Annotated in this window: 22 protein-coding genes and 1 tRNA gene; 9 read left to right on the forward strand and 14 right to left on the reverse strand. The window is 52.9% G+C overall.

Going from position 1 to position 22,772, the window contains the following annotated elements; all coding sequences use genetic code 11:
• Nucleotides 1-97: 97 nt before the first annotated feature.
• From ACF8D4_RS08470 to ACF8D4_RS08495, 6 genes are read left to right on the forward strand one after another with little or no spacing between them, the layout of a single operon-like run.
• On the forward strand, nucleotides 98-2,704 hold the full coding sequence (locus ACF8D4_RS08470) for a DNA translocase FtsK (protein ID WP_208159843.1): 2,607 nt from the start codon (nucleotides 98-100) through the stop codon (nucleotides 2,702-2,704).
• 18 nt (nucleotides 2,705-2,722) lie between these two features.
• Nucleotides 2,723-3,337 carry an outer membrane lipoprotein chaperone LolA gene (gene lolA, locus ACF8D4_RS08475; protein ID WP_107352123.1) on the forward strand — a complete coding sequence of 205 codons (615 nt, stop codon included), beginning with the start codon at nucleotides 2,723-2,725 and terminating at the stop codon, nucleotides 3,335-3,337.
• A gap of 2 nt (nucleotides 3,338-3,339) precedes the next feature.
• On the forward strand, nucleotides 3,340-4,671 hold the full coding sequence (locus tag ACF8D4_RS08480) for a replication-associated recombination protein A (protein ID WP_025890015.1): 1,332 nt from the start codon (nucleotides 3,340-3,342) through the stop codon (nucleotides 4,669-4,671).
• Nucleotides 4,664-5,038, forward strand: coding sequence for a fluoride efflux transporter CrcB (gene crcB, locus ACF8D4_RS08485; protein WP_025009735.1), 375 nt, complete (start codon nucleotides 4,664-4,666; stop codon nucleotides 5,036-5,038). Before ACF8D4_RS08480 ends, crcB begins: the two co-directional genes overlap by 8 nt.
• Nucleotides 5,039-5,056: 18 nt before the next feature.
• Nucleotides 5,057-6,343 (forward strand): serine--tRNA ligase, encoded by a 1,287-nt coding sequence (gene serS / locus ACF8D4_RS08490; protein WP_208159844.1) that lies wholly within the window; start codon nucleotides 5,057-5,059, stop codon nucleotides 6,341-6,343.
• Nucleotides 6,344-6,356: 13 nt separating this feature from the next.
• A complete protein-coding gene (locus ACF8D4_RS08495; protein WP_025009737.1) occupies nucleotides 6,357-6,479 on the forward strand; it encodes a hypothetical protein in 123 nt (40 codons plus the stop codon).
• A 61-nt stretch (nucleotides 6,480-6,540) separates the two neighbouring features.
• On the opposite strand, the gene ACF8D4_RS08500 is transcribed toward ACF8D4_RS08495, so the two are convergent.
• The 6 genes from ACF8D4_RS08500 to punR form a co-directional block, all read right to left on the reverse strand.
• Nucleotides 6,541-6,879, reverse strand: coding sequence for a TusE/DsrC/DsvC family sulfur relay protein (locus ACF8D4_RS08500; protein WP_025009738.1), 339 nt, complete (start codon nucleotides 6,877-6,879; stop codon nucleotides 6,541-6,543).
• Complete coding sequence (gene tusB / locus ACF8D4_RS08505; protein ID WP_044734474.1) at nucleotides 6,873-7,154, reverse strand: sulfurtransferase complex subunit TusB; 282 nt, start codon at nucleotides 7,152-7,154, stop codon at nucleotides 6,873-6,875. Before tusB ends, ACF8D4_RS08500 begins: the two co-directional genes overlap by 7 nt.
• Nucleotides 7,154-7,510: a sulfurtransferase complex subunit TusC gene (tusC, locus tag ACF8D4_RS08510; protein WP_025009740.1), complete on the reverse strand. Its 357-nt coding sequence runs from the start codon at nucleotides 7,508-7,510 to the stop codon at nucleotides 7,154-7,156. Before tusC ends, tusB begins: the two co-directional genes overlap by 1 nt.
• The gene (gene tusD, locus ACF8D4_RS08515; RefSeq protein ID WP_039032967.1) at nucleotides 7,510-7,899 is read right to left on the reverse strand and encodes a sulfurtransferase complex subunit TusD; all 390 of its coding nucleotides are present in this window, start codon (nucleotides 7,897-7,899) and stop codon (nucleotides 7,510-7,512) included. Before tusD ends, tusC begins: the two co-directional genes overlap by 1 nt.
• Nucleotides 7,900-7,957: 58 nt before the next feature.
• On the reverse strand, nucleotides 7,958-8,617 hold the full coding sequence (locus ACF8D4_RS08520) for a Bax inhibitor-1/YccA family protein (RefSeq protein WP_025009742.1): 660 nt from the start codon (nucleotides 8,615-8,617) through the stop codon (nucleotides 7,958-7,960).
• A gap of 147 nt (nucleotides 8,618-8,764) precedes the next feature.
• Complete coding sequence (gene punR / locus ACF8D4_RS08525; protein ID WP_028779875.1) at nucleotides 8,765-9,667, reverse strand: DNA-binding transcriptional activator PunR; 903 nt, start codon at nucleotides 9,665-9,667, stop codon at nucleotides 8,765-8,767.
• 128 nt (nucleotides 9,668-9,795) lie between these two features.
• Between punR and punC the strand changes: the two genes are divergently transcribed.
• From punC to ACF8D4_RS08540, 3 genes are all read left to right on the forward strand, one after another.
• On the forward strand, nucleotides 9,796-11,037 hold the full coding sequence (punC, locus tag ACF8D4_RS08530; protein WP_261752506.1) for a purine nucleoside transporter PunC: 1,242 nt from the start codon (nucleotides 9,796-9,798) through the stop codon (nucleotides 11,035-11,037).
• 81 nt (nucleotides 11,038-11,118) lie between these two features.
• Nucleotides 11,119-11,209: transfer RNA gene (locus ACF8D4_RS08535), tRNA-Ser, on the forward strand.
• 595 nt (nucleotides 11,210-11,804) lie between these two features.
• The gene (locus ACF8D4_RS08540; RefSeq protein ID WP_208162233.1) at nucleotides 11,805-13,481 is read left to right on the forward strand and encodes an Hsp70 family protein; all 1,677 of its coding nucleotides are present in this window, start codon (nucleotides 11,805-11,807) and stop codon (nucleotides 13,479-13,481) included.
• On the opposite strand, the gene ACF8D4_RS08545 is transcribed toward ACF8D4_RS08540, so the two are convergent.
• The 8 genes from ACF8D4_RS08545 to ACF8D4_RS08580 all read right to left on the reverse strand — a co-directional run bounded on the left by ACF8D4_RS08545 (nucleotide 13,475) and on the right by ACF8D4_RS08580 (nucleotide 22,769).
• Nucleotides 13,475-16,405, reverse strand: a complete 2,931-nt coding sequence (locus ACF8D4_RS08545) for a J domain-containing protein (protein ID WP_304715009.1) — start codon at nucleotides 16,403-16,405, stop codon at nucleotides 13,475-13,477. The two genes, ACF8D4_RS08540 and ACF8D4_RS08545, sit on opposite strands and share 7 nt — an antisense overlap.
• A 5-nt stretch (nucleotides 16,406-16,410) precedes the next feature.
• A complete protein-coding gene (locus tag ACF8D4_RS08550) occupies nucleotides 16,411-17,151 on the reverse strand; it encodes a DUF1266 domain-containing protein (RefSeq protein ID WP_044734477.1) in 741 nt (246 codons plus the stop codon).
• Between the two features lie 178 nt (nucleotides 17,152-17,329).
• A complete protein-coding gene (locus ACF8D4_RS08555) occupies nucleotides 17,330-18,967 on the reverse strand; it encodes a PepSY domain-containing protein (RefSeq protein ID WP_304715010.1) in 1,638 nt (545 codons plus the stop codon).
• Nucleotides 18,968-19,255, reverse strand: coding sequence for a hypothetical protein (locus ACF8D4_RS08560; RefSeq protein ID WP_028779881.1), 288 nt, complete (start codon nucleotides 19,253-19,255; stop codon nucleotides 18,968-18,970). It abuts the gene before it with no gap.
• A complete protein-coding gene (locus tag ACF8D4_RS08565) occupies nucleotides 19,252-19,509 on the reverse strand; it encodes a hypothetical protein (RefSeq protein ID WP_044735810.1) in 258 nt (85 codons plus the stop codon). Before ACF8D4_RS08565 ends, ACF8D4_RS08560 begins: the two co-directional genes overlap by 4 nt.
• Nucleotides 19,510-19,825: 316 nt before the next feature.
• Entirely contained in the window at nucleotides 19,826-20,992 is a 1,167-nt protein-coding gene (locus ACF8D4_RS08570; protein WP_101058787.1) for an NADH-dependent flavin oxidoreductase, read from the reverse strand.
• A gap of 33 nt (nucleotides 20,993-21,025) precedes the next feature.
• A complete protein-coding gene (locus ACF8D4_RS08575) occupies nucleotides 21,026-21,661 on the reverse strand; it encodes an SDR family oxidoreductase (protein ID WP_101058786.1) in 636 nt (211 codons plus the stop codon).
• A gap of 190 nt (nucleotides 21,662-21,851) precedes the next feature.
• Entirely contained in the window at nucleotides 21,852-22,769 is a 918-nt protein-coding gene (locus ACF8D4_RS08580; RefSeq protein WP_234504527.1) for an alpha/beta hydrolase, read from the reverse strand.
• Between the last annotated feature and the right edge of the window lie 3 nt (nucleotides 22,770-22,772).

Raw genomic sequence — 22,772 nt, forward strand, 5'->3', positions numbered from 1 at the left:
TGCTTTTAGAGGCTTTCGAAGGCTTATTCGCTGCACATTCAGGTTGATTCTGGTATCTTAAATCCATCTGTTTTTCGTTTGCTTATGGAAATCGCATTTGTCTCAGGGAAATAGCGTCAGAACCCTCAGCGGCCTGCAACGTCTGCTGGAAGGGGGGCTTATTCTGTGCTGCATGGTCGCCATCTATATATTGTTGGCGCTGGGCAGCTTTCATCCCGGTGATCCGGGCTGGAGTCAGTCTAACTATCAAGGGGAGATCGAAAATGTCACCGGTGCCGTAGGTGCCTGGCTGGCCGATGTCCTGTTCTATTTCTTTGGCTATACCGCCTATCTTATTCCGATCATCATTGCCGGAAGCGGTTGGTTGATCTTCAGGCGTGCCCACAGACTGCTGGAAGTGGATTACTTCTCGGTCGGCTTGCGCCTGATTGGCTTCCTGTTGATGGTGCTGAGTCTGGCAGCCTTGGCCAGTATGAATGCCGGCGATATCTATGAATTTTCGGCCGGTGGTGTGGCCGGGGATGTAATAGCTCAGGCTATGCTGCCTTACTTCAACCAGTTGGGTACCACACTGCTGCTGCTTTGCTTTGTCGGCGCGGGTTTTACCCTGCTGACGGGAATAAGCTGGCTTACCATAGTCGAGCTCACCGGCTTGGCAACTATCTGGTGTTTTCGCAAGCTCAAGCAGTTGCCTGCACGTTTGTCAGGCCCGAAAGAAACCGAAGATACCCGCGGTTTTATGTCGGTAGTGGACAAGTTCCGTCGCGAGCGCGATGAAGTTGAACCGGAAGAAGTGCTCGAGGAAGATGACGATGAAGAGGTTATTGAAGCCCCCGTTAAGAAACCCGGGCTGCTGAGTCGTTTCCGTAAAAAGGATAAGCAAGTTCAAGAGAGTGAAGCGGCGATTGCCGATGACAAAGCCGACATAGAGCCTAAGCGTCAGGGCAGGGTAGAGCCGGTGCTTTCTACAGGTGTTGCCGGAAGTGCGACTGCCAAGGCTGCGGGTATTTCTTCGGACAATGCCGAAGACACGCCACCTTGGCAAGATGAAGCAGAAGGAAGCGAGACTATCGACTTTGATAAGCGGGTCTCAACCGGTGCCATCAGCCATAAAGAGCGGCAATTGAAGGCCCAGAAGGCCAGAGTCGAAAACGGCATTATCATTTTGCCCGGTGAAGAGGGAGCTGCAAAGGAGAGTAAGCAACCCATGGATCCCTTGCCGAGTATCTCACTACTGGATGTGCCTAATCGCAAGAAAAACCCTATCAGTGAAGAAGAGCTGGATCAGGTAGCGCGTTTGGTGGAAAGCAAACTTGCAGACTTCAACATTACCGCGCAAGTGGTTGGTGTCTATCCAGGTCCTGTGATTACCCGCTTTGAGCTGGACTTGGCCCCTGGGGTCAAGGCTTCAAAAATCTCTAACCTATCCAAAGATTTGGCGCGTTCGCTGCTGGCTGAAAGCGTGCGGGTGGTTGAGGTTATTCCGGGTAAGGCCTATGTGGGGCTGGAACTGCCCAACAAGTTCCGCGAAACCGTATTCATGCGTGATGTGCTCGACTGCCAGGCGTTCAAGGACAGTAAATCCAATCTCACCATGGTGCTGGGACAAGACATTGCCGGCGATCCGGTCGTGGTGGATTTGGCCAAGATGCCGCACCTTTTGGTGGCAGGTACCACAGGCTCGGGTAAGTCGGTTGGTGTCAACGTGATGATCACCAGTCTACTGTATAAGTCCGGCCCTGAAGATGTGCGCTTTATTATGATAGATCCCAAGATGCTGGAGCTTTCTGTCTATGAAGGTATTCCGCACCTCTTGTGTGAAGTGGTCACGGATATGAAAGAGGCCGCCAATGCACTGCGTTGGTGTGTGGGTGAGATGGAGCGGCGTTACAAACTGATGTCGGCGCTCGGCGTACGTAACCTTAAGGGCTTCAATGCCAAAATCGCCGAGGCCAAGGCTGCCGGCGAGCCGATTTACGATCCTATGTGGAAGTCCAATGAAAGCATGGAAGATACGGCGCCTGAGCTCGACAAGTTGCCCTCGATCGTCGTTGTAGTGGACGAATTTGCCGACATGATGATGATAGTCGGCAAGAAGGTGGAAGAGCTGATTGCCCGTATCGCCCAGAAAGCCCGCGCCGCCGGTATTCACCTTATTCTGGCAACCCAGCGCCCGTCTGTGGATGTGATAACAGGCCTTATCAAGGCCAACATCCCTACTCGAATCGCTTTCCAGGTTTCTTCCCGTATCGACTCGCGCACCATTTTGGATCAGCAGGGCGCCGAAACCTTGCTGGGGATGGGCGATATGCTCTATCTGCCCCCGGGTACCGGCGTGCCTAACCGAGTTCACGGCGCCTTTGTGGACGATCACGAAGTGCATGCCGTGGTTGCCGATTGGCATGCCCGCGGTAAGCCTCAGTATATTGATGAAATACTGCAGGGTGCCAGCGACGGCGAGCAGGTGTTGCTGCCCGGTGAAGCACCGGAAGGCGGCGATGATGAGCTGGATGCACTCTACGATGAGGCCGTTGCTTTTGTTACCGAAACTCGCCGCGGCTCTATCTCCAGTGTGCAGCGCAAGTTCAAGATAGGCTATAACCGTGCCGCCCGCATCATAGAGCAGATGGAGCTTCAAGGGGTTGTCAGTGCCCAGGGGCATAATGGTAACCGCGAAGTATTGGCTCCACCACCGCCAAGATAAGACAGATTTGAGGTATAGATGAATAAAAGCATTATGTTTCTTGCTCTGGCCGTCAGCCTACCTGTAATGGCCGATGATGCCGGTGTGCTCAGAGAAAAACTGGATGCCATCGCCGGCTTGAAAGCCGACTTCCAACAGCAAGTCACAGATATCAATGGCAAGCTTATTCAGCAAGGCAGTGGCGAGCTCGCCTTGGCGCAGCCGAATCAGTTTTACTGGCATCTGCAGCAGCCGGATGAATCTGTGATAGTCGCAGATGGCAAAGACGTTTGGATTTATAACCCGTTCGCCGAGGAAGTGAGCGTACTGGCGCTGGAAAATGCCATTGCCGCTTCGCCCATGACGCTTTTGGTGCGCCGCGACGAGGCCAGTTGGGCTCGCTATAACATCACTCTGGACAAAGAGTGTTTCGAGATAGCGCCCAAGACTGAAGAGGCCGGAGTACAACAGGTCAGCGTCTGTTTCAACGATAACACTTTGACCCAACTGGCACTGAAAGACACTCAGGGTAATCTCAGTCAGTTCAAACTGAGTGGACAAAAGCCGCTGACAGATAGCGACAAGACACTGTTCCAATTTGAGGTTCCCGAAGGCGTTTCCATTGACGATCAGCGCCCGGGGCAGGAAGGTTAATCTTGTCCAGCCTGAGCTTTGATTTTGCCCCCGACTTTCGGCCCCTGGCTGCAAGAATGCGCCCGGCGACGCTGGAGCAGTACGTCGGTCAGCAGCATCTGTTGGGACCTGGGCAACCGCTAAGACTGGCACTGGAGGCCGGCAAGGCTCATTCCATGATGTTCTGGGGGCCGCCGGGTACCGGCAAGACTACGCTTGCTGAACTGATAGCTCATTATGCCAACGCCCATGTGGAGCGAATATCTGCGGTCACATCCGGGGTGAAAGAGATCCGCTCGGCGATAGAACATGCCAAAAACGTGGCGCAATCGCGCGGCCAGCGCACCTTGCTGTTTGTCGATGAAGTACACAGATTCAACAAGAGCCAGCAGGATGCCTTTCTGCCTTTTATTGAAGATGGCACAGTAATTTTTATCGGCGCCACCACAGAAAATCCTTCGTTTGAAATCAACAACGCCTTGCTCTCCAGAGTGAGGGTATATCTGATTAAGCGTCTCGATGAAGCCGAGATTGCTAACATAGTGACCCAGGCCCTCGCTGATGAAGAGCGCGGTCTTGGCAAACGCCGGTTGCAGATGCCGCCGGAACTGATGGCCAAGTTGGCGACACTCGCCGATGGCGATGCCCGCAAGGTACTCAACCTGGTGGAGCTGATGAGTGACATGCTGCCGGATGGCGGTAGTTTTACCGAAGACATGCTGGTGCAGGTGGCCGGTGAGCAGTTGGCAGGGTTCGATAAGAATGGCGATCAGTATTACGACCTGATCTCAGCCGTGCACAAATCGATTCGCGGCTCGGCGCCGGATGCGGCGCTCTATTGGTTTTGTCGCATGCTGGAAGGGGGCTGCGATCCCCTGTATGTCGCAAGACGCCTGTTGGCGATAGCCTCTGAAGATGTGGGGAATGCCGACCCTACCGCGATGACAGTCGCCCTCAACGCCTGGGACTGTTTTCACCGGGTCGGTCCGGCAGAAGGCGAGCGCGCCATAGCGCAGGCGATTGTTTATCTGGCCTCGGCGCCCAAGAGCAATGCGGTGTACACAGCCTTTAAGGCGGCCAGGCAACTGGCCCGGGAAACCGGCCAGCAGCCTGTACCCATGCACTTGAGAAATGCGCCGACCGAGCTGATGAAATCCATCGGCGCCGGTGAGGGCTATCGTTATGCCCACGATGAGGCCAATGCCTACGCCGCCGGCGAATGTTATTTCCCCGAAGCCTTGGCCGATAGCCGTTTTTATTATCCGACCGAGCGGGGGTTTGAGAAACGGATCCGCGATAAGTTGGCGCAGCTTTGCCAACTCGACAGTCAAAGTGAGAACAAAAGGTATGATTAATCTGACCGTTGTTGCCCTTGGTGGTGCAACCGGCGCAGTTTTGCGCTACCTGATATCGATATTTGTGCTCCAGCTATTTGGCAGTGGTTTTCCTTTTGGTACACTGGCTGTTAATGTACTTGGCTCATTTCTGATGGGGATGATATATGCACTGGGGGAACTCAGTCATATCAGCCCTGAGATCAAGGCGCTGGTCGGTGTCGGATTTCTTGGTGCACTGACAACCTTCTCAACTTTCTCAAATGAAACCTTACTGCTGATACAGGGAGGTGAGTTGCTAAAGGCATTTCTGAATGTGGCGTTGAACCTGGGACTGTGCCTGGCCATGGTTTACCTGGGACAACAGCTGATTTTTTCACGTGTATAACTGATAAGACAAGTAGACATGTTAGATCCAAAATATCTGCGTAATGAACTCGCAACAACTGCGGAGCGTTTGGCGACCCGCGGTTTTATCCTCGATGTAGACAGGCTGACCAAGCTGGAAGAAAAGCGCAAGTCGCTGCAGGTGGAAACCGAAGAGCTGCAGGCCAGTCGCAATGCCATCTCCAAGTCCATAGGTCAAGCCAAGTCCCGCGGTGAGGACGTTGCCCCTATCATGGCGCAGGTAGGTGATCTCGGCAGCCAGTTGGACAGCAAAAAGCAGGAGCTGAGTGCACTGCTTGAAGAGCTGGATGCTATTGCCATGAGCATTCCCAACTTGCCGGATGAATCTGCTCCCGTGGGCGCAGACGAAAATGACAACGTGGAAATCCGCCGCTGGGGCACGCCAAGAGAGTTTGACTTTCCGGTAAGAGATCATGTGGATCTCGGTGAACAGCTCAAAGGACTGGATTTCAAGAATGCCGTAAAGGTAACGGGTTCACGCTTTATCTTTATGCAGGGCCAAATTGCCCGTATGCACCGCGCTCTGGCGCAGTTCATGCTGGATTTGCATACCCAGGAGCACGGCTACGCGGAATGCTATGTGCCTTTACTGGTCAACGAAGCCAGCCTCAAGGGCACAGGCCAACTGCCCAAGTTTGGTGAAGATCTGTTTCACACCAAACCGGCCACAGAGGAAGGTCAGGGGCTTAGCCTGATACCAACCGCAGAAGTGCCGCTGACCAACCTGGCCCGCGATACCATACTGGATGAAGCCGAGCTGCCAATCAAGTTGACTGCTCACACACCATGCTTCCGCAGTGAAGCCGGCTCTTACGGTAAAGATACCCGCGGCCTTATCCGCCAACACCAGTTCGACAAGGTCGAAATGGTGCAGTTGGTGAAGCCGGAAGATTCGGAAGCTGCATTGGAAGAGTTGGTCAGTCACGCTGAAAATGTACTGAAGAAGCTGGGGCTGCCGCACAGAACTATCGTCCTGTGTACCGGTGATATGGGCTTTGGTGCCGCCAAGACCTACGACGTTGAAGTCTGGGTTCCGGCTCAAAATACCTACCGTGAGATCTCTTCCTGCTCCAACGTGCGTGACTTCCAGGCGCGGCGCATGCAGGCCCGTTATCGCTCCAAAGACGACAACAAGCCCAAGCTTATCCACACTCTGAATGGCTCAGGACTGGCGGTTGGTCGTACTCTGGTAGCCATTTTGGAAAACTACCAAAATGCCGATGGCAGTGTCACAGTACCTGAAGCCCTGCGCAGCTATATGGGTGGCATTGAAAAAATAGGTTGATGGGTGAGGTCATATGGATAAAGGTCAGCGCTACCTGCGCTGGCTTGCCTACGTGGCCGTCATCGCAGTTTTTTCTGCCCTGTTTTTAGCCACGCTCGGCAAGGCAGCCATGCTGGTATATGAAAATTTAAAATAGTTATTCAAATAGTAAGAAGCCCCGAGAACCGGGGCTTTTTTGTGTGCAGAATCGAGTAGCTTTAAATACACTTGGCCGGTTTGGGCAGCCCGGCAATCTTGGTTGCCTGCTTGGCCGGCCCCATCGGGAACAGGGTGTAGAGGTACTTGGAGTTACCTTTCTCCGGCCCCAGTGCCTGGCCGATTGCCTTGACCAAAACCCGAATAGCCGGGCTGGTCTTGTATTCAAGATAAAAGTTCCGCACAAAGTTAACCACTTCCCAGTGGGCATCGGTCAGCTCTATCTCTTCGCCTGCGGCGATGACAGGCGCCAGCTCGGGCGTCCAATCGGAAACCTGCTTCAAGTATCCTTGAGGATCGGTCGCTATCTGCTTGTCATTGAATTGAATGAAATCTACCACGAAATAACCTTTGTATGAGCCAATGTCAGCGCTACCAGCGCCGGATAATCCAACTGTTCATAATTGGAGAGAAAGTCCTCGAGCCCGCGGGCTTTGACGTCATCGGCCACCAGCACCACTTTAAAAGGGGACAGTGCCATGGCCCATTGACGTTTCAGCAGGGCGCTTACTGCATCGCCTGCCAGCAGAAACACGTCTGTCTTGCCGGCATATCTCAGTGCGCAGGACAGCGCAGTGTCGCGCGCCGCCGATGTTTGTATTTGGTGTAATATCATCAGAAAACCATGACCTCATCGGCATCGAGCAGGGCCTGGCGGATCTGCTCGTTATCACAAATGGTGGCAGGAATAACCAGTTCGGTGCGGCCAAGTCCCAGCTCCTGCAGCGATTGTTTGCAGACCAGTACCGTCTCTATGTCATAGAGGGGCAGCGCACCCAAGGTGGCGATATAATCCTTGCAGCCGATAAGCTCAGGTTGCTGTTGCTTCAGCAGCGTAAGCACGCCTTCATCGGTAAATATCAGGCTCACCTCTTGTTCGAAACTGGCGCTCAGCAGCGCCAGATCAAGGCCTTCGCGGCCGGAAGCCGACCCATGCGGTGCTCGGCGAAAAATAATGGCTAATTTCTTCATTAAAAACTCACCAGACGATCACTCTTTTCAAGCCCGGTGACCAACTCGCCAAGCCCCCCCATGGTAAACCCAGCGGCGAGATTGGCACTCGCTTTGGCGTTATCCTTGGCATCCTGTGCTGAAAGCACACCGCGGCGCAGGGCGGCAGAGACGCAATTCACCAGATTAAGCTGCCACTCCTTTGCCAGCTGCTGCCAGGCGGCAGTTAAGTCCAATTCGTCAGACGCCGGCGCGCATAGCGCATTGGACTGGCTCACCCCATCCTGATAAAAGAATACGCAGTGAACCTCATGGCCTGCTTGCAGGGCAGCCCGGGTATATTTGAGTGCATGGAAGCCGGCCGCCGGGCCGTAGACACTGCCATTCACCATAATAATAAGTTTGCTCATACCAAAAAAAATGACCCTGAATTAGGGCCATTTTAACCTATTTTCCGTCCCGAGGGGATCAGTCATCACCACCGGCACCCATCAGATGCAGCAGGCTGATAAACAGGTTGAGAAAATCCAGGTACAAGGCAATGGTGGCGCGAATATAGTTGGTCTCACCACCATTGACGATGCGGCTGGTGTCAAACAGGATAAAGCCTGTCATCAAGAGGGCGATACCCGCATTGACTGCCATAAATACCGCGCCGTTACCGACAAAGATATTGATCACCGCAGCGGCTATGACGACCACCAGACCGGCAATCAAGAAGCCGCGCATAAAGGAAAAATCTTTCTTGGTGGTCACGGCATAGGCCGACAGGGCGACGAAGATGGCTGATGTCAGACCAAAGGCCTGAATAATCAGCTCAGGGCCGTTACTCATACCGGCGTAATGATTGAGGATATAACCCAGAGACGCGCCTTCCATACCGGTAAAGGCAAATACCCAAAAGATCCCGGCGGCGGATTCCGCTTTTCTCAGGGTGACGAACAGCAGCACCAAGCCACCGATGGAAAGTCCCAGTGACATCATGGGGCCGATACCCATCGCCATGGCGATGGCGGCACATACGGCTGAAAAACCTATGGTCATTGCCAGCAGCATGTAGGTGTTTCTGAGCATTTTATTCACTTCCATAGTGGAAGTTTGGCTCGAATAAAGGGTTTGCTGAGTCATTTGCTTCTCCGAAGGTTGACTGACATAGCCCGGGTTTGGCGATCCGGCTAGTTTCCATGTTAGAGCAGTTTAAACCGTATATGGTTCCACTGCAGGTTTCCTGTTATAGATTGTGCCATTAAACACTGAATCTTTTATGAATTAAAGTCAGGCGAGCCACTCTCTGTGCAGTTTTTCGGTATCGCCCAGATAATCCAGTACCCATTTGAGCGCCGGCGACATCTTGTTGGCATTCCACGCCAGGCAGCAGGAGCTTGCAGCCAGGGGAGTGGCCAGCTGTTTTTCCACCAGGGCACCGGCGCGAATAAAGGGGCTGGCCAGGTGTACCGGCATGTAACCTATCCCCAAGCCTTCACGGAAGCAGTTGATGGCGCGGATCCAATCCGGCACCACCAAGCGGCGCTGATTGTCCAGCAACCAGGTGTGGCGCTTGGGGATCTCTCTTGAAGTATCGTCCAGGCAAATAGAAGGAAAGGGCCTGAGCTCTTCATCTTCCAGTGGCCGGTCGATAGCGGCCAAAGGGTGGGACTTGCTCACCAGAAATGCCCACTCGATATCGCCCATGTCTCTGTGATGGTAGGCGCCGCCGACCGGGATGGCAGTGGTGGCGCCAATGGCAACATCGCTGCGACCGGTAGACAAGGCCTCCCAGACACCGTTGAACACCTCAATGCGGATGATCAGCTCCACATCGGTGAAGTGACGATAGAAGTCGGCAATCAGCACACTGATCCTGTCTGCCCTGACGATATTGTCCAAAGCGATGGATAACGTCGGCTGCCAACCATTGGCTACCCGCTGGGTTTCCCGTTTCAGGTCGTCCAGTTGCTTGAGCATAATCCTGGCTTCCTTGACAAAGTGAGCGCCGGCCGGCGTCAAACTGACGCTGCGGTGATGACGCTCAAACAGCACGACTCCCAGTTCTTCTTCAATCTGCTTAATGGCATAACTCACGGCGGATGGCACCTTGTGCAACTTGTTGGCTGCGGCGGTGAAACTGCCAAGGTGAGAAACAATATCGATAAGTTGCAACGATTGTTCAGAAAGCATGGCGATTCCTTGCTGTGAGATTATTTGAAAGCATAGGTCAAAAATAAACGTTTCACCTCGATTGAGCAAGGCTTTAGACTGCTCCGGCATTCATATTACTTTTGTCTTAAGTTGTAATCAGGTTGTATATGACTCTTAAATATTTCATGTTTTTATGCTATCTCGCGCTCCTGAGCATGTTGGCTTTCATCGCGACCGACATGTATCTCCCAGCATTCAAAGCAATTGAAAGCTCGCTTGGTGCCAGCTCATCTCAGGTGGCCATGTCCTTGACCTCTTTCCTGGCCGGATTGGCCTTGGGGCAACTGCTTTACGGCCCTTTGGTGCAGCGTTTCGGTAAACGCAATTCACTGTTAGGTGGCTTGGCGCTGTTTGCCCTGGCGACAGTCAGTATAGGTTTCAGTGACAATATCATCATGCTCAATTGTGCCCGTTTCTTTCAGGCGATTGGCGTTTGCAGTGCTGCCGTTATTTGGCAGGCTTTGGTGGTAGAGCAGTATGATGCCAAAGATTCACAGCGCATCTTCTCCAACATCATGCCCTTGGTGGCCTTGTCACCGGCCTTGGCGCCTATTCTCGGCGCCAAGGTGCTTGGGCATCTGGGCTGGGAAGCGATTTTTTTCATTTTGGCGGCGACGGCAACGGCATTGATGGCGCTGACTATGGTGTTGGTGAAGCCGGCAAATGAAGGCGCTTCCAAAGCTGAAGAAAAAGTGGCCTACAAGGCTTTTTTCAACAACACAGGTTATTTGGGCAATGTGCTCATCTATGGTGCTTGCTCAGGGGCTTTCTTTGCCTATCTGACACTCTGGCCGATAGTGATGGAACAGCACGGTTATGAAGCAGACGCCATAGGTTTAAGTTTTATTCCGCAAACCATCATGTTTATTGTCGGTGGCTATGCCAGTAAGCTGCTTATCCGCAGAGTAGGCAGCGAGATGACGCTTAAGCTGTTGCTGGCGCTGTTTGGTTTGTGTGTGTTGGCGATTGCTTTGGCGACTTTGGTATTCAAGGCGCAAACCATCTATCCATTGCTTATTGCATTTTCTGTGCTGGCCGCGGCCAATGGTGCCATTTATCCGATAGTGGTTAACAGCGCACTGCAGCATTTCAGTCAATGCGCCTCCAAAGCGGCCGGGCTGCAAAACTTTTTACAGATCACCTTGGCATTCGGAGCATCAAGCCTGGTTGCTGTGTGGGCCACGGCCGGGGAAACTGCTATTGCCTGGGGGATCCTGGGTTGTAGTGCGCTGGTATTTGCTGGCTATAAACTGCGTCAGTTTGCCGGCTGGTCGCAGGTGGGGGCAGGTTTTACCAAGCCGGATCCCGCGCGTTTGGCGCTGCATGCAGAGGAAACGCCCAAAGACTGAGTGCAGATTGAGCAAATAGATAAGGCCGTGACATTTTCTGCTTTACAGTCTCATATCCTCGCTATAGTATTTGCAGCGTTCGGAGGGGTGGCAGAGTGGTTGAATGCACCGGTCTTGAAAACCGGCATGGGTTTATAGCCCATCCAGGGTTCAAATCCCTGCTCCTCCGCCATATTCAGAGAAGCCCGCTTGTGAAAACAGGCGGGCTTTTTCGTATCTCAGTTTTGATGATTGCTATTAGTCAGGTATAGGCGGTTAGAGAATGGCGGGTTTATAGCGCCGTCATGAAGGGCTCAAATCTCTGCTCCTCCGCCATATTCAGGGAAGCCCGCTTGTGCAAACAGGTGGGCTTTTTCGTATCTTATTTTGATGATAGCGATTAGCCAGGTATAGGCGGTTAGAGAATGGTGGGTTTATCGCGCCGTCATGCAGGATGCAGAACCCTGCTCCTTTGCCATATCCAAAGAGAACAGGTTTTGTAAACTGGCGGGCTTTTTCATGTCTGCTCTCCATATCTATTCAAGTTGGTCGTATTCAGAAGACCGTTAGAATTATCGCAGTTATCAGCCTTATATCTTGGTTTTCCCCCAAAGAACTCTATTGGTATTTCCCTGGTTGTCTGCACCCGGGACAGGTGGATCAATAATCCTTCGTCTTTGTTGGTTTTTCGGTATTTAACTTGTTGCTTTGTCGAACTTTAGGCATAGTGTGGGCGCTGGAAATTCCCCGGCGAAGATGGATAAGCAGGAAAAGGAAGGAGTTAGGTGATGGATAAGCCTGAAGTACCCGCAATCGGCATAGATTTGGGCACCACCAACAGCGCCATTGCGCTTTGGCTCGACGGTAAGGTGCAGATGATCCCCAATGCCTTGGGAGAGGATTTAACCCCGTCGGTCGTCAGTATCGATGAGGATATGCACCTATTGGTTGGTCGTCCGGCCGCCGAACGTTTAATGACTCATCCACGCAATACTGCCGCCATATTCAAACGTTTTTTGGGCAGTGAGAAACGCTATCGCCTCGGAGGTCAGGAGTTCAGCCCCACTGAGCTTTGCGCCATCATACTCAGTACCCTCAAGGCCGATGCTGAAGCCTATCTTGGGCACGCCATTAAGCAAGTGGTGATTTCTGTGCCGGCTTACTTCAATGATCAGCAGCGCAAACAAGTGCATACGGCTGCGGAGCTGGCCGAGCTGGAAGCGGTACGCCTTATCAATGAACCCACAGCCGCCGCCATGGCTTACAGCTTACACGAGTCCCATAGCCGACGTTTCCTGGTGTTTGATATAGGTGGTGGTACCTTCGATGTCACCATTGTCGAGTTCCAGGATGGCATAATAGAAGTTCGCGCTTCGGCCGGTGATAACCGTCTCGGTGGTGAAGACTTCACTCAAGATCTGCTCGATGGCGTGTTGCAAAAGCTGCAGCTGGAGCGTGAAAGCCAATCTCTCAAGTACCTCAGTCAGCTCTATTACGCTTGTGAAAATGCCAAGCGTCACAGTAATGGCCAGGGAGCCCGGGTCTGTTTGAGTGGCGAGCAGGATATCAACCTCGAGTTCGACGGCCATGAGCTGGAAAAGATCTGGCAACAGACGCTGAACCGGCTGCGAAAACCGCTGAGCCAGGCACTTGCCGACGCCAGATTACAACCCGAAGAGATAGATGAACTCATTCTGGTGGGTGGTGCCAGCCGTCAGCATCATGTAAAGCAGGTCGCTACCAGGTTACTGGGCCGCTTTGGCCGCCAGGAGCTGGATCCCGACCGGGTGGTGGCCATGGGCGCAGCCATTCAGGCCGCCTGTCGTTTGCGCGATGAAGCGGTAGAGGAGCTGATCCTCACCGATGTTTGTCCCTTCAGTCTGGGGATCCGGGTAGAGAGCAATGGCCAGTCCGGGGTGTTCAGTCCCATCATAGAACGCAACACTGTGGTGCCGGTATCGCTGGAGCAACGCTATTACGCCGGTCATGAAGAGCAGAGCCAGGTGTGTATCGCCATCTATCAGGGAGAGAGCCTTTGGGTTGCCAATAACCTGCACATTGACGATCTCGATATCGATATTCCAACCGGACAAGGGTTGCAGTCGGTGGATGTCAGATTCAGCTACGATATCAACGGTATGCTTGAAGTGGATGTCACCATCACCAGCACAGGAGAGGTACACCAGAAAGTGATAGATCGCAGCCCGACCGGGGTATCTGAAGACGATAGACAAGCCAGCAGGCAAAGGCTTGCCAGATTGAAAGTGCATCCCCGCGAGCAATTACCCAACCTCAACCTGACGGAAAAGTTACATCGCATGTATGAGGAATGCCTGGGAGGCGAGCGGCGTCAGATAGAACACTGGTTGTTGAGTTTTGAACAGGCTCTGGCCTCCCAGGATGAACACTATATTCGTGATGTGCGCCAGGCAATTCAAAATGCACTGGCGCACTGGGATCAATAAACAATTTCCTCCAGGGTAATTCTTCTGGGTTCTTTAAAACTTTTCGGCCAGCCGTGACGCATTGAAGACGCGGCTTGTGTGCCTGCGGCAGCCAGCAGGTGGCCAAGAAGCAGTGGCAGCGCCCACCAGAAGCTGTTACCCACCAAGGCCAACCCTATGGCAAAGCAGCTCCACACCCCATAGTTGCGGGCGCCTTTAGATGTCTGGCGGGTACTGCAGATCCTGAATACCATAAACAGGTTAAAGGCCAGGAACACCAAGAGTTTTCCTTTATGAGCCTCGAGTTGCTGCACTATGGACATGGGGTCGAGCAGTGAAGCTGCGCTGTCGGGATAGATGGGGAATACGAAAAAGCCGTGCAGTGCCACCAGCAGTGCCCAGACAAAAAGGCGCTTGCCGCTGTGCAGATTAAAGCGTTGCGGCGCTTTCTCTCGGTCGTCACTGATGACCTGGTTGAGCTTATCTTCCAGCAGTTGGCACAATAGCTTGGCGGTGTTTTGTCTGTCACCGGCAAGTTTGGGTTGCGACTTGTGAAAGTCCTCTACCAAGGTGCCATTAAACCCTGAACGTGAGATGTCATTGGCCAGCAAGGCTATGCAGTAACAGGCCGGATAGACATAGTCTTTGGCTTCTTTTTTCGCCGCACAGGCATCAATGGCTTCCGGATGAATGCCCCGTTCCCAATCATCATTCAGCAGACCATAGGTCAGGGTATTGTCGTCGTAGTAATACTCTTCGAAATTGATATTTTGCTCTTTCAGCTGCCCTTGAAGCTTCTCCAGTTGTGGCGTGGTGACATAGCGCCAGCTATTAGTGGCGTTGGGGTGATATCTCAGTGCCGCCCAGAGTATCAGGGTATTGTGTATATCGTCAGTGGTTTCAACCCTCCGATTGATCAAGGCACCCAGTGCCGTCAGTTGCTCGGCATCAATCTGTTGCCAGAGCTCTTCATCGCTTAAGCTTGATTGCGCCAAGCGCTCAACCTGGTTGCGCAGCTCTATGCAAAACACAAACTGCTTGGGCCAACGCATGACGGCTTCGGCAATCAGCGGCGAGATGCTTTGCGGATCCGCACACATCTGCCAAGCCAAGGCAAAGGGAGTGTCCTTGATTGGCTGCGGCAACTGCGTCAGTGAAAGTGCCTGACGCATCGCCAAGCGATGGCTGATTTTGCTCCATGGCAATGAATAGTAGAACTCTGCCCACTCCAGGGCGATATCCGCTTGGGAACTTTGCTCCTTGGCGGCTTGCTCGCCGTTTTCAGCGTCCGATGAATGCTCAAATGCCGACAGCAATGGCTGACGTACCCCCTCACGTTGCCAGATCAGCATGCCAAACAGGCTGGGATCTTCCGTCAGCTGTGACAGCCATTCTTCGGCTTCGGCTCTTTGACACAAGGCCCGCTGCCAGCTATCCGGCAGCAGGGGATGGCGCTGGCCAACTTGCAGCCACTCCTCGGGCGTGGGTTGGCTGAAGGCCTGGACATCGGGCGCAGGCATAGTAAACCAGTTGGGCTGGCCATAACCTGCCGCCAGTGCTTCAAACACGGCATGCTTGGGTCTATTGGCGAGGATCTCTGTCGCAATGCCGCAAAGTAACTCGCCGAGATAATGCCAACCGGCTTCAACGCGATCGCAAGCCGGCAATTGAGCGAACTGTTCAATCTGTTGCCAACTGCCCAGCTGACATGCCCAGAACAATCTCGCCAACGCGCCTTCATAACCGGGCAAGGACTTCAGCGGCAATATGGTGTGGGGCATAGCGCCTTCGTTGAATACCGTCTTGTACAGCAGTTGCTCGATGAAATCCGCCTCTTGGGGTTCATCAAACCAGCACTCTTCAAAGGCGGCCGATATTCGCCAGTTCCCGCCTTGCTGACAGGCCAATGCCTTAAACCAAAGTGCCAAACGCGGCGTGCTCGGCAGATACCATTTTTCCAGATGTTCGGCCAATAGCTGAGGCAGCTCGGCTTGCTTGAGCTCATCGGCGAGTTTGAGTGCTAAGGATTCCTTACCGCAGCGGCGGCTGATCTCGGCCAGCAGCACCAAATCTTCGCCCCAGAGTTCGCCTTGCTGCAACACAAAGTCACATAACTCAAGCAACTGTTCCACGGGCCAATTCAGGTTTAACGCCCTGATAACCCTGAGTTGGACAATCGCAAGCGCAGGGTGCAGCACGCCGCAGACATGACCGCTAAAGAACAACATGCGGATCTGTGGGAAATCACAGTCAAGCAGTGCATTTTGCAATGGTTGGTAGTAGCTTTGGATGGCGATTTGAGTCGCATTATCCTGCGTCGCCAACCAGTCCAGCGGCGCAGGGCTCGGCCGCGAAATCCACCAATCGAAAAAAGCCGCTCTTTGTTGCTGCGCCTTATCGCCCCGCTCAAGTGAGCTCCACTCCAGTGCATGCCACAAATGACTGATAATTTGTCCTGGCAGCCAGCGCCAATTGAGTATCTCCGCCTGAACCCACTGCGACAGCTGGGCTTGGCAGGAAAGAGAGCTTTGGCCGACACGCTCGGCCCACTGATACCAGTGTTCATTGTCAAAGCGCAGGCGCTCATTGCCCAACATGCTCATCAGCTGCTGGAACAGACTCTCCGGGGTTTCAACCTGGGCTTTGGCAGCTGTTTGCTGGGTTTCCGGCGGCTGGGCCCGGTAACTGTAATCTTGCGGCTTAGACTCCTGTTGCGGCAATGGTTGTGCCTTGGCCGCTGCGGGCGAGGGCGTTTTCAGCTCCAGTGGTTTGGCCTGGGTTGCCGGGCGGGCCGCAGCCAAGGCTTGCTCGTAGGCGCTGCGCAGTGCTCTGAAGCCTTCCGGGTTATCCTCCGGGTGACAGTCGCGGAGCTGGGTGCGGTAAGCCTGCTTGATGGCTGCTTCATCTTGGGTGGCGGTGATACCGAGTATTTGCCAGATATCCATGGCGACTAATCCTGTGTTTGGTTGAGAAGATCGAGCAGGCTTTGCGGGGCGCTAAGTTGCGGCAATTCCATGTCCCAGTCGCATTGATGAATGGGGTTATCCTTGTCACTGATAGCGCGGCGATAGTCTATCCGTTGTCGTCTGGCTATCCAGCCATTGAGTAATGCCTCTGCGGCCTCTTCTGTGTCCGGCTCATTGATTAAAAACATCCATATCGCACGCCCGGCAAACCAAGCTTGGGTATATTGCTCCCAAGAGCGGTAAAAATAGCGGCTTTTGGCTGCGATAAAGCTGTGGAGAAAATCGAACTCTTCCTGGCTGACCCAACCCAAGCGCAATCCTTCCCGGGTGAGATAAGAGGCGCGCCCGAAATCATAGGCACGGGTGCCGCCGAGGCCGAGGATGGAATAAGTCGCGGCGACATAGCGCATTTCGGCCTGCCTACGCGGGGATTGTTCGAAATCAATAAGATATCGCCAGTTCAAGCTGGTACCACAGGCATATTGACTATAATCACTGGCCAGATAATGACCGTGGGTGCCGTCGTTAACTAGACTGGCAATCTGCTGATGAAGGGATAATCTATCGGTAATACCCCAGTCTTCTTCCAGTGTATTGGGTTCTTCGAGCCCGGCATGCAGGGAAGTAGGGTTAAGATAACCTCTGGCCTGGGTTTGGAAACTGATCTGTGGCGAGGTGAGTGTAAGCCACCAGATCTGATGGAGAGACAACGTATTGGTGGACATTCCAGCTCCTTGGTTTTCTTCCATAAAAATCAGCGGCTACTATAAAAGCCGTTGGCAGATTAAGCAATAATGGCGCCGGGCAATGGCGATTCTGTTGTGCAACTTGTGAGCTCGATGGCATGACTTGCAAAGCAAAGCCCCGCGAACGGGGCTTTGTGGAATGATTCAAACTAACAGCTTAAGACTGAACGCTGGTTTGCAGCGCAGCAATAGGCTGTTTTTGCGGCATGGCCCAGATACTGTCAGCCGGCCTCTGGGTCGCTCGTTTAAAGGTTTTGAGCGCGCCAAAAGCAAAGATGGCGGCAAAACCGAATGCGGTGAGATCCACCGCCCAGGTGCCTGGGGTCTCCGGTGCCCAAATTCCAAGACCGGGTGCCAGCAACGCCAGGATGGATGTCAGCGGCATTGCCAGACAGACCAGCGCAGATAGCGCTTGCAGTGTTACCGCAGCTCTGGCAGCACCACGCCAGAAAGCATAAGCCAGGGCGATAAGGAAACTGGCGTAGTAGCTCCACAGATACAGATGATTGATATTTTCTACATGAGCATATCCCCATTTACCCAGCAACATGGCCAGCGCAACGCCTAACATTGAACCCAAGCAAATTCCTACAGTAGCGGCTCCAAGGATCCTGACTCTTCTCGGTTGCTCTGGAATGGGCTCCCCCTTGCGCTGTTTGCTGCGGCGCTTTTCCAGCCATAGCAGATTACCGCTGTAAAACAGCATGGCACCACTCATCCCGAGGAAAAAATAGAGCCAGCGACCGGGATAGCCGCCGTAGGAGCCAAAGTGAAGTCCAAAGAATACCGAAACCATCCGGCCCCAAACGCCTTCTTCCCCCGGAGTAAAGGTGCTGTTGCCCACCTCAAGGGTGTAGGGGTTCATATAAAGGAAGTCTCCTATCGGGCCGCGCATCAACGCTTCTTCGTTATACATGGCCATCCGGACCATGGGAGCCGGAGTATCCATGCCCATATAGGTCAAACTGAGTGCCTGATAACCGGGCGCGAAGCTTTCGGCCCGAGCAACCAGTTCGGTTACCGGGGGCAGGGTGCTCAGTGAGCGCACTTCGCCCTTGGGCGCTTCGCGGTTGAACATCGGCTTATCGCCATAAACAAACTGCCCCAAGGCGCCGTACAATTGATCGTGAAAGACAAACACCACCACGGTCAAACTGATAATGATATGAAATGGCAGTGCTGTGATGCCAAGCAGATTGTGGCTGTCGAGCCAAAAACGATTGGGGCCTTTCTTGCGCCTTAAGGCAAACAGCGTTTTCACCAGTGTTGGCAGCAGGAAGATCACCCCGGAAACCAACGCCAAAAAATAGAGAATGCCGGCAACCCCCATAAAATAAGCACCGAGCTGCTCGTGTCCCATATCGCCAGGAATACCGCCGGTGCGGTGCAGCTCATCTATCAAGCGTGCCAGTTGGCTCTTGGGTTCCTTATGGGAGATGAGCTCACCTTGATTGTTTAAACTGGCATGCCAAAGCTCATCGCCCAGACCCCATTGCCGCTCACTGCCGGAGGCGTACCAACTCAAAGGCGAATGCTTGTCGCTGGCAAGATGAAGGCTGAAGCCCTTACTTAACTCAGGGTGTTGCGCTCTGGCTTCACTGAGTAGTTTGTCCATCTGTTCCAGTTTCACCTGTGGCAAAATGGTTTGCGGCGGTGATGACCAGGCGGCAATCTCTTCCTTGAACATGGTCAGGGCGCCGGCATAAAAACCGATAAACAGTAAAATCCCGGCGAGTATGCCCACCCAGGTATGAAGTGTTTGATAAATTCTGAGAATATCGCTGCGGATCTGCATTTACTTAACCCACCATAGCAGCAGCCATGCAAGCACGTTGGCCGCCATTAGCCAGAAAATGGCGCGGCGGGCACTGTAGAACAAATAGCTGAAACTGAAGAATGAAAGCCAGAGTGGCGCTATCAGCCACATATTGAATTGCACCTTATCTTTGGCATCTATGCCACCAGGCCCCACCCAGGCAAAGATGCCACTGAGTGCGACTGCCAGGGCAAAGCCCAGCAAGGCGCCGGCAAGGGTTTTCCCCAGCCAGTCAGGGCGGATTTTATCTTTCTTAATGGTTGTCATCTGTTGTCTCCCTTGAGCAGGGAAATAAAGGGCAGGGAGCCCAGCAGCATGGAAAGCAGCATGAGCCAAAAAAACAACGCGGCCGAGGCCGTCAACAGTAAACCCCAGCCGAGCAGAGCCAGCAGCAGTAATAAAGTGCCCAGCAGTTTGGCCTGCCAGGGCAAAGGTTTGGCAAGCAATGCCTGGTGTTTACTGCCTAAATAGATAAGCAGTGAGCCCAGGGTCATCGTCAGGATCAACAGGAGGTACCACATGAGTTGCGATGTCCGAAGAATTGGTTTGATAAAGAATCGCAACATAGCACAAGTATTAAATCTATTAAATGATATTTATTCCTATTTACAATTAGGACCAACTTAAATACAAGTTACTGATATCAATGATTAACTCTATCCAAACCTATGAGGATTTTATGTGTTACTTCACATAAATCTGAGGAAATGAGACCGGGGATGTAATCCAAGTGTGATCCCGGAAAGGAAGTAAAACAGCATATATCTCTAGACGGAAGGGGCACAATAACCCCTTACTTTCGGTAAAATTGAGAGGATCGGCCGAGCCGCTCTTTCGTTAAGTTGTACTGACGCTGTCTTCTTCGCGCAATGGAAACCAGCCATTTCCTCTGGAGGCGTCGATTACTCCCCATAATTTGTCAGGGATCACGATCTCTGAGACTTTGCTGCTCGACAACTCAGTATCTATCTCGCTGACCCGTTGATGTTGAGCCAGTTCAACCCACTGGGGGTTCATGACCAAACCTTTGCCTACAGCGACAAGTGAGAGACCAAGAGACAAGGCTTCCTCGGCCTCCGAAGGGACGCGGACTTTACCTGCCGCGATAACCGGGACGCGGTCGGCGACATGCCGGGTGATCACTTCAGCCGTTAACTGATCGGTTATGGCATCGATAGGTCTTGAGTTGAGGATATCCATCAATGATGCATGAATATAGTCGACTTCGTGGTCAATCAAGTGGTCAATGAGCATCAGAGAGTCAGCTATTCTAAGCCCGGCTTCGACGGACTCTTCAGGGGAAATACGATAGCCGAGCAGGAAAGGTTGCTTGGCATGGGTGTCTATTACCCTGCGAACTTCCGCTACCAAAGCTAGAGGGAAACGCATGCGATTTTCCAAAGAACCGCCCCAATCATCTGTGCGCTGATTGTACAGGGGAGAAAAGAAGTTCTGGATTAAAAAACCATGCGCGCCATGCAGCTCGACACCATCAAATCCTGCTTCAATGGCACGCCGAGTGGTCTCCCCAAAGGCATGGATCACTTGTAGAATTTCTTCCTGAGTCAAGGCCTGGCTCACGACTTCCCCCTTGTTGAAAGAACCGCCAGGGGTCTTCAGGGCGCTGGCGCTGACGATTTTGCCATCGGGTACCAGGCCGGGTATGGCCTTATTACCCGCATGAAAGATTTGAAGTATGGCTGGCGCACCACCGCTCTTAGCGGCTTGAGCCAAGCTTCGCAAACTCGGGATGAAGCTATCATCATGTGCTGCAAACTCATCGGTAAAGCCTATGCCGTTTGCCATGACATGTGTACACCCAGTGATGACCATGCCTACGCCATTGGTTCGATGACGGTAGTAGGCGAGTTCCTGATCAGAAACTGTACCATCGGGGTTAGCTGACCAGGTAGTCATGGGCGCCATCACGATGCGATTACGCAGAGTAATGCCATTGGTAAAGGTAAGTGGCTGGAGGCAGGCGTCTAAATATTTCTCAGTCATCTCGCATATTCTCAATTAGTAAGGTATGCCGCTTTATGCAAAAGCGGGTTTGTCACCATCCGTATTTGGTTTGTTTACGCCGATGTTGGCTTTACTGTACAGCGCAGGTGAGCTGATGATTTCTACGATCAATCCGGCCACACTCTTGCGTGACACTTCAGTCCCCTTGAAAGGTTCATGTCGCTCAGTCGTTTCATAGTTCACTTCGTCCTTGTCCGTCAGCCAGGCCGCCCGCAATATTGTGTGATCGACATTGGCTGCTTCGATAATGTCTGCCGCCCTGCGGTATGGGTTCAGATAGCTACCGATCTCGGCATTATTCCACTCTCCAAATTTCCCGGGTACCTCGTCATAGATCCCCAGCGAATTGACGAATATCAGACGTTTGACTCCGGTAGCCGCCATAGCTGTGACGATATGCTCAGCTTGAACATCGACATCTCCGGCCAGGTTGGCATATACAACATCCTGTCCAACCATGATGTGTTGAAGAAAATGACTGTCCAGTACATCGCCAATAACAATCTGAGCATTCTTAGGCTCTTGGCTAGATAGCTTATTGGGATCTCGAACCAACAGTGTTTGGTCGATATCCTTGCGGTCTGCCAGCATCTGCACCACCCAACGGGCAATTTGACCATTGGCACCCAGGATTAATACTTTGGTCATGGGGAGAACTCCTTAACCTACTGAAAAATATGTATACGACGTCTGCTTAAACCCCGAGGGCAGCGGGCGTATTTTAAAAGTACGGGGGTATGATGCTTTGATGATTAGCCCATATACCTGTTCAAGAAACTCAAAACCTCATGTGGATGACGGCCAAACCAGTTGTAACCGTCCTTGAAGTGTTCAGTCGTTAGAGATTGGTTTTAAAGAAGGGGATCAACTTGCCAAGTGCCTGGCCAACCGGCTCTGGTTGGTCATATAGGTCGTAGTGTGAATAGCCCTCTACGACTACCAGTTCCTTCACCTTCGAAGCTGCACGCGCGTAAATCTCCAGACCATCGCGATAGGCACCAAAGCCACCAGGTATATCGCCGACCACCACCATCATCGGCGTAGTCAGCAGGGTCTCGGCCAGATGGAAGGCATCCCAGGCTGCGGAGGCAGCACGACGGGAGAATAGTGCGCGGGTACCTGCATTGTCGTTGACACAGCGATTACGGTAATAGTCAGTGGCACCGAGCACATCGACATCAGTCATACCTGCTTCGGCTGCGACTTCCAGGGAAGGGGGGACGAAGAGGTCGACCTGGAGGGCTTCCCCCTTGGCTTCGGCGGTGCGTTGCGCAGCCACGGCTTCCATCTGGCCGATAGGGTCGAAACCGCTGAAGCCTTCACGGCACAGGCGACCATAATTGACTCCGGTAATGCTGACCAGAGCCTTAATACGGCGCTCGATCATGGTCGCATTGATGGCATAACCGCCAGCGCCGCAGATACCCAGTACCCCGATACGATCTGCATCTACGTAAGGCAGAGTCACTAGATAGTCAGTTACGCGGCTGAAGTCCTCTACAGCCATCGAAGGATCTTCGGTATAGCGGGGCTCACCGCCGCTCTGTCCCTGCGTACTGCGGTCGAAGGCAATGACAACAAATCCTTCTTTTGAGAGGGCTTCTCCATAAACGTTGCCTGCAGTCTGCTCCTTGCAGCTCCCGATAGGATGGGCGCTGATAATGGCAGGGTACTGCTTATTGTCATCAAATCCAGGAGGGAAATAGATGTTGGCTGCGATGTCCCAGTACTGGGTCTTGATCATAACTGTGTTCATTGT

Origin of the sequence: Shewanella sp. YQ_9, from assembly GCF_043103185.1 — a bacterium.
Classification (GTDB): domain Bacteria; phylum Pseudomonadota; class Gammaproteobacteria; order Enterobacterales; family Shewanellaceae; genus Shewanella; species Shewanella algae.